Genomic DNA, 12,476 nt, shown 5'->3' with positions numbered 1-12,476 from the left:
AGAACCAACATGGAATCCTTCTGGCTTTGCGACGAGTGCCTGTTCGCTGCGGCTTACGAGGACTACAGCACGTTGTCGCTCTACTACACGACGAATGAAATCGAGAAACGCATCGCCGACATCCATCGTGGACTGGTTCGGTTAATGCCCATCAGTGCCGACTTCAATCCCGAAACCGGCTGGGGAATAAAAGCCTTTTCCCCCTTGCCCTGCGACGGTTGTGGTTCGCCCCTACACGGTCAACGCCACCGATTCACTCGGCTGTAAACAGCGCGTCACCTGCTAACGCCCACAACTCTATATCCACCTCGGGGACACCACTCCCCTCGGGTGTGTACCCCTGATTGTTCCCTTCGGAGGTACCACCATGAGCACCCAACTCACGTTGATTGAAACCTCGGATTTCGAGGCTGATCGCATTGTCCAAGAAAACCAGGTGATCGACGAAGCGCTGCACATTCTGGATCGTCGGCTGTTCAACCGCGGCCCCAACCTGACGTCACCTGATGTCGTGGCCTCATACCTAAAACTGCATCTTGCGCAACAAGAGCATGAAGTCTTCGGTGTGATTTTTCTTGATGCCCAGCACCGCGTGCTGGCGTTCGAAGTCCTCTTTCACGGCAGCATTGATGGCGCCAGCGTTTACCCCCGCCAAGTCGTTAAGCGTTCCCTAGCGCATAACGCTGCGGCCGCCATTTTTGTTCACAACCACCCCTCAGGTTGTACGGAACCCAGCCAGGCGGATCGCGTCTTGACCACACGGTTGAAAGAGGCCTTGGCCTTGATCGAAGTGCGCGTACTGGATCACTTCATCGTCGGTGAAGGTCATCCTCTCTCCCTTGCCGAACATGGCTGGCTTTAACCCTCACAGGCGCCTTCGGGCGCCTTGTTCATTTTCATCTGGAGAACGCTCATGAACCCCACACCCCGAGCCCCAGCTCTGCTGGCGGCCTCCAACCCATTTGCTCGCGGCTACGACAACCTGCATATCGAACGACTGCTACTGATCACCTACGAAGACGACTGCCCTCCCTGCTTTCGACCCGTACACGACTCACAGGCCCATCTATCCGACGATAAGCTGCAGCTGTTCCCCTGCCTGTTCAATGACGATTTCGCCTTGATCAGCGACGGCCATTTCATTCCGGAGGAGTTGGATGAACGTTGCCAATCCACCGGCCTGGTGCGCCAAGTGATCTACGCCGTGATGGGAGAAGTGCTCAGCAAGCGGCATCACGTCGGCGACCTGTACTCCCTGGAAGAAGCCCAAGCCATGATCCATTGCTTGAACTTCGAAACGGGACACTACAGTCGAGCCTGGGAAATCAGTAGCGCGCACCTTCCCGAAGAATCGTTGCTGTGTCTTGAGGCGTGGGTCAGTCACTCGGCTCCGAGGCAAACCGGCCTCTTGTTCGAGCTTTTTACGCTGCCAGATTGCTGCGGTATCGGTTGCAAACTGATCGGCACGCCATGGACGGACGAGAATTTGCTGAGCATTGAGGGCAATCGTTATTCGAGCTTGAGACAAGAACAACTCGACGCCGGCACACCGGAGGCCTTGGTCAACGTCCTGTATTTGGCGGCATTGGCGGATGTGCGATTGTTGATCTTCGACCCCGACGCTGCCGTCTTGGATGGGCTCGCCATTTTTGATGAATAGCAACGCGTTCAGCGTTAACACGACCCACCTTGAATCAACTTTCTCACTGAATGGCTCCTTCACCTCATGTCAGGTTCTGCACTGAATCTGACATGAGGTTTCTTCCATGGAGCGTTTTTTCACGCCTGTCTGCCTGCTAGGTTTGTTGAGCGCCTGCACCGCGCAAAGCCCCAACCCTTTGCCGACCAATCCAGAGATCGACAGTGGCTCCAATCGGGCCCAGTTCTCGACGGATCATCCGGCAGAACTCCGCTATGGCCGCTACACGCTGGTCAGCACCGAGCCCACCACGGAACAACGCGATCTTCTGGCGCAAATCATTGACGTGAGCATCCCGCCCAGCCTGAACCCTTCGGTGCAGGATGCATTGCAGTACGTCTTGCAGCGCTCGGGCTATTCGCTCTGCCCCGTTACAGCGTCGGTGAAGATGCTGTTTACTCGGCCCCTGCCCGCGGCCCATTACCGGCTCGGCCCGATCTCTTTGCGCCGCGCGCTGCAAGTGCTCGCCGGCCCCGCCTGGCAACTCACGACCGACGAAGTCAGCCGTTCGGTCTGCTTCGAACAGCAGAAAACGGAGGCCGACGTCGCGCTGATCACACCCGTCTCGCCCCATCTGTTGGAGGCGCGCCCATGAGAGCCTCGACGTTTCAAACCCTCATCATTGGGCTGCTTTGCTTGGCAGTCGCCGGCCTGAGCGGTGGTTTGTATAACCAGTATCAACGCGTGGCCGAACTGCAGAGCACGAACACGCAATACCGACAAACCCTGGACACCCTGCAACATGATTCAAGCGCCCTCAAGGACGCCCAGGAGAAGCTGCAGTACGCGCTGAAAGACCTGACGCAGATGGTCGATTCCGGTGAGCAACAGGCCAATACCCTCGATCCGATGTTGGATCAATGGGCGCATGAAATACAGGAACTGCGCGACGGTCTAGCAGCCCGTGCCACCGAGGCAGAGATGACAGCGTTACGCGCACGCCTTGAGCAGATCGAGCAACAGCTCGTGGACCTCAAGACTCAGCCATCACTCCCACCACCAACCTCTTCCGCGACCAAGCCGAAACAGACCGCTCGCCCCAAGCCCATCCCCCTCTCACCACCGTTCTCAGTGTTGGGAGTCGAGTCCCGCGGTGGTGAGCGCTTTCTGGCGGTCGCACCTCATGATAGTCACTCGCTCATGGATGTTCGGCTGCTGCATAGCGGCGAGCAGCTCGGAACTTGGCACCTGAAAGTGCTGGAACCGAACTCAGCCATCTTCGCAGTGGCGGCTCAGCCAGACCAGACCGTGCACCTCCCTTGAGACGCAATCATGAACAGAGCGCAACTGCCCGCCGTCGTCTGTCTCGTTTCGCTACTGAGCACAGGAGCAGCGATGGGCAATCCCATGACGACACAGTCACGGATCCAGGACACGCAGTCCGCTCCCCTGGGGCGCTCTGACTCTGAACAGGCGGCGAGCTGGGGTCTGACGGAGCAGGAGTGGACGCGCTTCGAACAGATCCAAGCCGGCCCGCGCGGTTTCTGGAGCCCGAACCTCGATCCGTTGACCGCACTCGGAGTCGAGGCCGAGACCGACCAAGAGCGCCAGCGCTATGCCGAATTACAAGTTGCGCTGGAAGCCAAACGCGCCGAGCGCGAACTGGCCTACCAAAACTCTTACACCGCGACCTGGGCCAAGCTGTTTCCCGGGCTGCTGCCGATCCAGGGCATGGCATCCCCGTCCCCTACCAGCTCAGCGGTCGCGCCGCGCCAAGCCCTGTTTGTGGAGGACCACTGCCCGGCGTGCACCGCCGAAGCGCAGCGTCTGCAAAGCAGTGACACGGCATTCGATATCTACCTGGTGGGCAGCCAAGGCGAGGATGAAAGCGTCCGTAGCTGGGCTCGGCAAGCGGACATCGATCCGGCCAAAGTGCAACGCCGGCAGATCACCCTGAACCATGACCGTGGTCGCTGGTTCAGCCTGGGTGCCCCGGAGCCATTGCCTGCCACATTTCAACAGGTGAATGGACAATGGCAACGCCTCGACTGAGTGGCATTGCGCTCATGCTGACGGTGCTCGCCGTCCAGGCTGACGAACTTCCGCCTCCTGCCTACCAACTGGCGGCGCATGACGCCGACATCCCTTCTACGGTGCTGTTCGCGATTGCCCTGCAGGAGAGCGGTATCCGCGTCCGTGGTCGACTGCTGCCCTGGCCTTGGACCCTGAACATCGCCGGAACACCCTACCGCTTCGCCACTCGCCAGGCCGCCTGTCACGCCTTGCTTCAGGCGCTCGCCCTGCATGACGCCAAGCGGGTCGATGTCGGTCTTGGACAAACCAACCTGGGTTACCACGGGCAACGTTTTTCCAGTCCCTGCGAAGCCCTCGACCCCTACCGAAATCTCGCCGTGACCGCAGCACTGTTGCAGGAGCATCACGCCGCCACCGGTGATTGGTTGTCAGCTGCCGGACGCTATCACCGCCCGGCGGGAGGCGCGCCGGCCGCGCGTTACCGCGCAGACTTTTCCCGGCAACTCGAACGACTACTGGTCTCCTTCGAACAGGGCACACCACCATGAAGCGAACATCCCTTACCTGTTATTTCTTCCTGCTCGTGACACCTTTCGCCCAGCCGGGACTGACCGTAGCTGGGGATCAGCCTAGCGACTTCACCCGGCCCCATTTTCAAGTTTCCAGGCCGCCAATAAACAACAAGACCCAGCCTGATCGGGCCATGCATGCGGACCTGTCCACCTTTGCCGATGAAGCCTGGATACTGCCCGTTCGCAGCTCTCACTTGAGCCCCGGCCAGATCACGTCCCGCGCCCTGAACATGCCGGGCTTGCGGCCATTTTTCCTGGTCGGTGACGATCCCCAGTCGCTGACTTGGCTGCGTCAACGCGCGGCTGAACTGCAGGAAATGGGTGCGGCCGGTCTGGCCGTCGAAGTGGCCGATACTGAAGCTTTGACCCGGATTCGAGCAGCCGCTCCAGACATCACCATCCTGCCGGTCAATGGCAACGACATCACCACCCGCCTCCAGATCGAGCACTACCCCGTCCTGATCACCGCCACCTCACTGGAACAGTGAGTCCAGGCCATGGCCGAGCATTCGATGGAATCCAAGCTCCGGCCAGCGGTGGAGCTGTACACCGTAGCGATCTGCATCGCGGCCGCAGTGCTGTGCGTGTACTCACCCTGGGCCGTGGCCCTGTCACCCGAGATCGGGCAGGTTGCGGCGCTGGCCTATGCTCTGTTCGGCCTGATCCGCCTGCGACAAGCCTGGGAAGTGTTGCGCTATCGGCGCAATATCCGCCGGCTGCCCCGCTACGAACTGACCAGTCGCCAGATTCCGGTTAGCCGTAAGCGTTTGTTCATGGGTCGCGGCTTTCGCTGGACCCGCCTGCACACCCAGCGCTTGGTCGAGGCCCAGGATCCGGCGGTCGCCCACTATGTCGACCAACCGACCAGCTACCGCCTGGCCCGTGGACTCGAGCGGCGCCTGGAGCATGCACCGTTTCGACTCTCGATACTGGCCCGTGTCACGGCCTGGGACAGTGCCTTCAATCCGTTGCGCCCTTTGCCCCCGGTAGGTGGGTCGCCACTATTGCATGGGGTCGAGCCCGATGAAACGGAAGTCAGTCTGCCGCTGGGCGAACGGGTAGGACACACCCTGGTGCTCGGCACTACCCGTGTCGGCAAGACGCGACTCGCCGAGGTGTACATCACCCAGGACATTCATCGCATCGAACATGAGGTGGTCATTGTCTTCGATCCGAAGGGCGATGCTGACTTGCTCAAGCGGATGTACGTCGAAGCCAAACGGGCCGGTCGGGAAAAGGAATTCTATGTTTTCCATCTGGGCTGGCCGGAGATCTCCGCGCGCTACAACGCGGTGGGACGTTTCGGACGCATTTCGGAAGTGGCGTCACGCATTGCTGGGCAGCTCAGTGGTGAAGGTAACTCTGCGGCCTTCCGTGAGTTCGCCTGGCGCTTCGTCAATATCATTGCCCGGGCTTTGATCGAGTTGGGCCGGCGCCCAGACTACCTGCAGATCCAGCGACATGTGGTCAACATCGACGCGCTGTTCATCGAATACGCCCAGCAGTTTTTCGCCAAAACCGATCCGAAAGCGTGGGAAGTGATCGTCCAGCTTGAAGGCAAGCTCACCGAGAAGAACATTCCCCGGCATATGGTGGGGCGCGAAAAGCGTGTGGTGGCCATCGAGCAGTACCTGGCGGTGAAGCGGGTATTTGATCCGGTAATGGACGGACTGCGTTCGGCGGTACGCTACGACCGTACTTACTTCGACAAAATCGTGGCTTCGCTACTGCCGCTGCTGGAGAAACTCACCACCGGTAAGACCGCCCAGTTACTGGCCCCCAACTACACCGATTTAGATGACCCGCGGCCAATCTTCGACTGGATGCAGATCATCCGAAAACGCGGCATCGTCTACGTCGGTCTGGATGCACTGACCGACGCCGAGGTGGCCGCCGCGGTGGGCAACTCCATGTTCGCCGACTTGGTCTCGGTCGCGGGGCACATCTACAAACATGGCATTGACCATGGCCTACCCCCATCGGGCAGCAACAGTGACAAGCTGCCGATTAACCTGCACGCTGATGAGTTCAACGAGTTGATGGGCGATGAGTTCATCCCGCTGATCAATAAGGGTGGCGGTGCCGGTATCCAGGTAACCGCCTACACCCAGACCCTCAGCGATATCGAAGCACGTATCGGCAACCGCGCCAAAGCTGGCCAGGTTATTGGCAACTTCAACACCCTGCAGATGCTGCGGGTGCGTGAAACCGCGACCGCGGAGCTGCTCACCCAGCAGTTGCCCAAGGTCAATGTGCTGACCAAAACCCTGGTGTCGGGCGCCACCGACACCTCCGATCCTGAAGCCAACACGGACTTCACCTCGTCCTCACAGGACCGTGTCAGCAGCACCAGTGTGCCGCTGATCGAGCCTGCGCACATCGTCAGTTTGCCCAAGGGGCAAATGTTTTCCTTCCAGGCCGGTGGTCAGCTCTGGAAAGTCCGTATGCCGTTGCCAAAATCCTCCAACAACGACGCCATACCCAAGGACCTGCAGGAGCTCACCCAGCGAATGCGGGCCACCTACAACGCGCAGGCAGGGCAATGGTGGAGCGCGAGCGGTGGCGGCCCAACAACAAACTTCGATCTGGATCAGGTGGGGTAGCCCGGCCCCGCCAAAGGTTTCGATTCAGCAAACACGTATTCGGCAGGCGCCGTGGCGGCATCAACTCAACGGTGCGCAATGGAGTAAACGATGGCGACTTCCGTACAGAACACGCCGCGACGGCCACAGCCGATCCAACACCCAGGACTGATTGTCTCAACGATCAGCCTAGTGCTGCGCATTATTGGCTTGCTGATCGCCTCGTTGCTGTTCTCGATCCTCATCGAGTTCGCAGGCCTGCTACTGTTCTGGGGCGATCAGGGTTGGCGACACAGCCAGGCCATGTTGAATAGCGAATTGGGATGGCTCAGCGAGCACTTCAAAGCTTCACTCATCATCCAACAACCTGGGCCAACGATTGTCCAGTGGCTGGACTTCCTCAATCAGTGGCTGCTAGTCAAGACAGGCTTTGCGGATTTTTCCCGGCAAGCGCGGGTGTCGAGCCAGGGCAACGGCTTCTGGAGTTGGACCAATCAGCTCTACGTGAGCATTGAGGATTTCGTGCTGGCTGCAGTGTATGTGACCTTTACCTTCGTGGTGCGCCTGACCATTCTGGTCCTGGCCACACCACTATTTTTGTTGGCCTCGTTCACCGGTTTTGTCGATGGCTTGATGCGCCGCGACCTGCGTAAGTTTGGAGCCGGACGAGAAAGCAGTTTTGTCTACCACCGCGCTAAACGAGCAGTGATACCACTGCTGATCGTGCCCTGGGTCATTTACCTATCCCTGCCCTTTTCACTCAACCCTATAGCTATTCTTTTGCCTTGCGCAGTAATACTTGGAGCAACAGTAGCGATCACCGCGACGACGTTCAAAAAATATCTCTGAGTGCGTTCGTCAGAGGGCGAGTGTCAACACTCCACTGATAAATGAACACCCTACTTTATGGTTGTCGCTCCCGCGCGGGTGATAGGAATAATCAGCCTAGTAGGCTCGCACCAAAAGGGGAGCGGCCAATGGCGTTAAGCTAAAAGCTTCACCGTCTTGAAGACATGACCGAAGGTAGCCCTATTCGATTTGAGTGCTAGAGCGACCACAAGACGGTAGAGTCAAGTAACCTCGTCTTTTCAACGACGCTTCGCCTTCGCCAGCTCAGCGATCAGAAAATCCCTGAACGCAGAAACCGCCGCCGGTAAATTGCGTCCAGCCATGCTTTGCAGTTCGATGCGCCGTGCCTGCATGCCTTCATCCAGGATCGGCAAGCATTGGAGTGCCTTGTCGGCCACCTGCTTGTGCAAGGTCATTTCGCTGGCCAGGCTAATCACTCCCTCTTCGCGGACGAAGCTATAGAGCGCGGCAACGTAATTAGTGGTCAACACCGGGTCGAACAACAACCCCTGTACACCGCAACAGATGTCGAACAGTTGCCGTATCGTGGTATCGGCCTTCGGTAACGCTATGGGCCAGGGTTGCAACTCAGCGAGGCTGACCGCTTCACGCCCGGCCAAGGGATGAGAATTGGAGACCACGGCAAAAATCGCCCCGCTCAGGACATGTTCGACCTTGATTTCCTTTTGCGGCATCAGGCTGAAAGTCATCGCCAGATCGGCTTCCCCAGAACGAACCTTCTCAGTCGCTTCCGCAGGCGCACAGACCTCCAATGTGAAATGAATACCCTGATACTCACGCCTGAACGCGCTAATGCTCCTGGGCATGTATTCCAGTGCAAATCCTTCCGAGCAGGCAACATGCACATGACCCCGTTGCAAGCCATGCAGCTCGGTAATTTCCAGCACCACCTGCTCGGCCTCAAGCTGCGACTTGCGCGCATAAGCCGCAAGTCGCGCGCCCGCCTCGCTGAGCACCATGCCCCGGGCACGACGCTCAAACAGGCTGGCATCCAGGGCCAACTCAAGCTTGGAAATTTGTCGGCTCACCGCTGACGCCGCGACATTCAATCGCACCGAGGCTTCGCTGATCGATCCGCATCGCGCTACTTCCAGAAAATAGCGCAGTGCCGTGGACTGCACACCATACAGCTGCATCGGCGCCCCCAAGGATTGCCTTTTCGGCAACGGAAGTATCGAAATATTATTCTTGTGGCATTGATAGCCTTTCCCTACATTCGTGTCCAGACCAAAAAAAACATTACCTGACCTTTTCATTCTCCTTTACGCATTTGCGATTCGCTGCCCTTTGATTCAACCACTCTCGCCAACGGAGACGACGGCATGGGCATCAAAGGTTTCGCCTGCAGTATTGCGCTGATGGGCCTCATCAGCAGTTTTCCGGCTCATGCCGGTAAAGCCAACGACACCCTGGTTTACGCTTCCGACAGCGAGCCTGAAAACATCAGCCCCTATCACAATGATTTACGCGAAGGTGTGATTCTCGGCCGGCTGATCTGGGACAACCTGATCTACCGCGATCCCAACAGCGGCGAATACAAACCCATGCTGGCCACCAGCTGGAAACAGGTCGACGACACCACCATCGACTTTGAGCTGCGCAAAGGCGTCAAATTTCACAACGGCGACGCCTTCACCGCCGACGACGTGGTGTTCACCCTCAACTACGTGGTGTCGCCCGAAGCGAAAGTCGTTACCGTGCAAAACGTAGACTGGATCAAGAGCGCCGAAAAAACCGGTGACTACAGCGTCCGCCTGTATTTGAAGAAGCCTTTCCCTCCGGCACTGGAATATCTGTCCAACACCGTTCCGATGTTCCCCAAGCAGTACTTCGAGAAGGTCGGCCTGGCCGAATTCAGTCGCAAGCCAATTGGTACCGGGCCGTATAAAGCCGTGTCGGTGGTGGCTGGCGAAGGCGTGACCATGGAGATCAACAAGGACTACTTTCCGGACAGCCCACAAGGCAAGCCACATATCGGCCACCTCACGTTCCGGGTGATCCCGGATGCAGAAACCCGCCTGGCCGAGTTGATGACCGATGGTGTCGACTGGACCTGGCGTGTGACCTCAGATCAGGCAGTCGACCTCAAAGGCATGCCGAACCTGACCGTGACCAGCAGCGAAACCATGCGCATCGGCTTCCTGATTCTTGATGCTCGGGGCACCTCCACGGAAAACTCGCCGATGAAGAACCTCAAGGTGCGTCAAGCCATCAACCATGCGATCAACCGCAATGCGCTGGCCACGCAATTGGTGGGTGGCGAAGCTAAACCCTTGCAGGTTGCCTGTTATCCAGGCCAGTTCGGTTGCGATACCACCGCGGCCACGGTCTACAACTATGACCCGGCCAAGGCCAAGGCGCTGCTCGCCGAAGCCGGTTACCCAAATGGCTTCGAGACAGAAATCTTCGCTTATCGCGACCGTGATTACGTCGAAGCCATCATCGGCAACCTCCGTGCTGTGGGCATCAACGCCAAGCTACGCTACTTGAAATACGCCGCCCTGCGCGATCAGCAACGTGGCGGCAAGGTGCCAATGTCCTTTCAGGCCTGGGGCTCGTTCTCGATCCTCGACACCTCGGCGTCGGCCGGTACCTGGTTCAAGGGCAATCCGGACGACAACATCAAAGACCCGCAAGTCCAGGGTTGGTTGCAGGCCGCCGATAACGCCCTCGACCCGCAATTTCGCAAGGACAACTACCGCAAGGCGTTGCAGCGCATCAGCGAACAGGCGTACTGGGCGCCGCTGTTCAACTACTCGATGAACTACGCCTACACCTCCGAACTCGCGTTCACGCCGTACCCGGATGAGCTGCCGCGTTTCGTTCAGTCCAGTTGGAAGTAATCCGCAACCGAGCGGATTGATCGAGAGGTGCCGTGGCTTGCGGACTAACCCGCACCACGGACACGTCCTCACACATGTTATCCATTGGATATGAGGAAACTTGCCATGCTTGGATTCCTTCTGCGCCGTCTGGGCATCGCTATTTGCGTTGCCATTACCGTGTCGGTGATCAGCTTTTCTCTTTTGCATCTGTCCGGCGACCTGGCCACTGCCATTGGCGGACCGGAAGCCACTAGCGAACAGATCGAACAGATCCGCGTGCAGTACGGTTTGAACAAACCGCTACCGACCCAGTACTTCAACTGGCTGGGCGATTTGCTGCGGCTGGACCTGGGCAACTCTTTCTTCTTTCAGGAATCGGTCTACAACCTCGTCGCCAGCCGCTTGCCGATTACCCTCGGGTTAGGTGCCATGGCGCTGGGTATCGCCTTGCTGGTGGCGATTCCACTGGGCGTGCTGGCGGCGGTCAAACGCGACACCTGGGTTGACCGACTGGCCTTGAGCATTGCGGTGCTGGGTCAGGCAATGCCAAGTTTCTGGTTTGCGCTGATGTTGATCGTGGTGTTCGCGGTGACGCTCAAGTGGCTACCGGTGTCCGGCAACTCGACCCTGCTGCACTTCGTCATGCCGGCCATTGCCTTAGGCTACTACGCGACTCCGGCAATCATGCGTCTGACCCGTGCAGGCATGCTTGATGTACTCAGCTCCGATTACATCCGCACCGCCCGCGCCAAGGGCCTGCGCCCTGCCCGCGTGTTGTTCAAGCACGCACTGCGCAACGCCTTGATTCCGGTAGTCGCGCTGGCGGCGGTGGAGTTCGGCTTCATGCTCGGCGGTTCGGTGGTGATCGAAACCGTGTTCTCCCTGCAAGGCATCGGACAACTCGCCTGGGACGCCATCGCCCGTGACGACTTTCCGGTGGTACAGGCCGTGGTCCTGCTGATTGCGGTGATCTACATCATCCTCACCTTGCTGGCCGATGTGCTCAACGCACTGCTCGACCCGCGCATTCGCGTGCGCTAGGAGGCTTACATGAGCACCCCCACTACCCTTGCGATCAATGACTACCTGCCACCACCGAGCAGCCTGAGCCGAGTACTTGGCAAGAGCTTTCGTCATCGTGGTTTCGCCATCGGCGCGGTGTTGTTGCTGATCATCTTCGCTGGTGCACTGTTCGCGCCGTGGCTGGCACCTTACGACCCATATGCGCAAGACGTGATGCTGCGCATGAAACCGCCGGTATGGATGGCCCACGGCACCTGGGAATACGTCCTCGGCACCGACAAGCTGGGCCGTGACTACCTGTCGCGACTGCTCTACGGCGCACGTATTTCGCTGTTCATCGGCATTGCGGCGGCGCTGATTTCCGGCTTTATCGGCACCGTCATGGGGCTGTTGGCTGGTTACTACGGCGGCAAGGTCGATGCGTTTATCAGCTACCTGATCACCACCCGGCTGGCGATGCCGGTCGTGATGGTCGCGCTGGCCTCGGCCTCGCTGATGGGCGGCTCACTGAAAGTGGTAATCGTGCTACTCGGTTGCCTGTTATGGGATCGCTTCGCGGTGGTGGTCAGGGCTTCGGTGCAACAGATTCGCGATGCTGAATATGTGGCGTCGGCCCAGGCTCTTGGTTGCTCGACCCTGCGCATTCTGGTCAGTGAAATTCTGCCCAATCTGGTCGGCGCACTGATCGTCGTCGCGACTCTGGAAATGGCCCACGCGATCCTGCTGGAGTCGGCACTGTCGTTCCTCGGGGTTGGCGTACAGCCGCCGACGCCGTCCTGGGGTTTGATGATCGCTGAAGGCAAACCCTACATGTTCTTTTCCCCATGGGTCATCGCCATTCCCGGCGTCGCCCTGATGATTCTGGTGCTGGGCATCAACCTGGTCGGCGATGGCCTGCGCGATCTGATCCTGCCCGACGGCCGCAACTGAT

14 protein-coding genes are annotated in these 12,476 nt (G+C 58.8%); 13 read left to right on the top strand and 1 reads right to left on the bottom strand.

The window, feature by feature from the left end; genetic code table 11:
• Positions 1-9: 9 nt before the first annotated feature.
• From KGA85_RS06355 to KGA85_RS06310, 10 genes are all read left to right on the top strand, one after another.
• Positions 10-267, top strand: a complete 258-nt coding sequence (locus KGA85_RS06355; RefSeq protein ID WP_223510745.1) for a hypothetical protein — start codon at positions 10-12, stop codon at positions 265-267.
• A 100-nt stretch (positions 268-367) separates the two neighbouring features.
• Positions 368-862, top strand: coding sequence for a RadC family protein (gene radC / locus KGA85_RS06350; RefSeq protein WP_223510744.1), 495 nt, complete (start codon positions 368-370; stop codon positions 860-862).
• A gap of 51 nt (positions 863-913) precedes the next feature.
• On the top strand, positions 914-1,660 hold the full coding sequence (locus tag KGA85_RS06345; RefSeq protein ID WP_223510743.1) for an ABC transporter substrate-binding protein: 747 nt from the start codon (positions 914-916) through the stop codon (positions 1,658-1,660).
• Between the two features lie 106 nt (positions 1,661-1,766).
• Complete coding sequence (locus KGA85_RS06340; protein WP_223510742.1) at positions 1,767-2,294, top strand: PilL N-terminal domain-containing protein; 528 nt, start codon at positions 1,767-1,769, stop codon at positions 2,292-2,294.
• Positions 2,291-2,962 carry a chemotaxis protein gene (locus KGA85_RS06335; protein ID WP_223542997.1) on the top strand — a complete coding sequence of 224 codons (672 nt, stop codon included), beginning with the start codon at positions 2,291-2,293 and terminating at the stop codon, positions 2,960-2,962. The genes KGA85_RS06340 and KGA85_RS06335 overlap by 4 nt, the downstream gene beginning before the upstream one ends.
• Positions 2,963-2,971: 9 nt before the next feature.
• Positions 2,972-3,691: a TIGR03759 family integrating conjugative element protein gene (locus KGA85_RS06330; protein ID WP_223510740.1), complete on the top strand. Its 720-nt coding sequence runs from the start codon at positions 2,972-2,974 to the stop codon at positions 3,689-3,691.
• Positions 3,673-4,221 (top strand): lytic transglycosylase, encoded by a 549-nt coding sequence (locus KGA85_RS06325; protein WP_223510739.1) that lies wholly within the window; start codon positions 3,673-3,675, stop codon positions 4,219-4,221. The genes KGA85_RS06330 and KGA85_RS06325 overlap by 19 nt, the downstream gene beginning before the upstream one ends.
• On the top strand, positions 4,218-4,733 hold the full coding sequence (locus KGA85_RS06320) for an integrating conjugative element protein (RefSeq protein WP_223510738.1): 516 nt from the start codon (positions 4,218-4,220) through the stop codon (positions 4,731-4,733). Before KGA85_RS06325 ends, KGA85_RS06320 begins: the two co-directional genes overlap by 4 nt.
• 9 nt (positions 4,734-4,742) lie before the next feature.
• Entirely contained in the window at positions 4,743-6,848 is a 2,106-nt protein-coding gene (traD, locus tag KGA85_RS06315; protein WP_223534579.1) for a type IV conjugative transfer system coupling protein TraD, read from the top strand.
• Positions 6,849-6,938: 90 nt separating this feature from the next.
• The gene (locus KGA85_RS06310) at positions 6,939-7,676 is read left to right on the top strand and encodes a TIGR03747 family integrating conjugative element membrane protein (RefSeq protein ID WP_223510736.1); all 738 of its coding nucleotides are present in this window, start codon (positions 6,939-6,941) and stop codon (positions 7,674-7,676) included.
• 239 nt (positions 7,677-7,915) lie between these two features.
• On the opposite strand, the gene KGA85_RS06305 is transcribed toward KGA85_RS06310, so the two are convergent.
• Positions 7,916-8,833, bottom strand: a complete 918-nt coding sequence (locus KGA85_RS06305) for a LysR substrate-binding domain-containing protein (RefSeq protein WP_223510918.1) — start codon at positions 8,831-8,833, stop codon at positions 7,916-7,918.
• Positions 8,834-9,019: 186 nt separating this feature from the next.
• On the opposite strand from KGA85_RS06305, the gene KGA85_RS06300 reads away from it, so the two are divergent.
• The 3 genes from KGA85_RS06300 (at position 9,020) to KGA85_RS06290 (ending at position 12,475) form a co-directional block, all read left to right on the top strand.
• A complete protein-coding gene (locus KGA85_RS06300) occupies positions 9,020-10,540 on the top strand; it encodes an ABC transporter substrate-binding protein (RefSeq protein WP_223510735.1) in 1,521 nt (506 codons plus the stop codon).
• Between the two features lie 105 nt (positions 10,541-10,645).
• The gene (locus tag KGA85_RS06295; protein WP_024077467.1) at positions 10,646-11,563 is read left to right on the top strand and encodes an ABC transporter permease; all 918 of its coding nucleotides are present in this window, start codon (positions 10,646-10,648) and stop codon (positions 11,561-11,563) included.
• Between the two features lie 9 nt (positions 11,564-11,572).
• Positions 11,573-12,475: an ABC transporter permease gene (locus tag KGA85_RS06290; RefSeq protein ID WP_217857979.1), complete on the top strand. Its 903-nt coding sequence runs from the start codon at positions 11,573-11,575 to the stop codon at positions 12,473-12,475.
• Position 12,476 lies beyond the last annotated feature (1 nt).

It is taken from the genome of Pseudomonas sp. GL-B-12 (genome assembly GCF_019955895.1).
Lineage (GTDB): Bacteria > Pseudomonadota > Gammaproteobacteria > Pseudomonadales > Pseudomonadaceae > Aquipseudomonas.
Note: the sequence above shows the minus strand (reverse complement) of the source record. Positions and strands in the feature narration are given on the sequence as shown.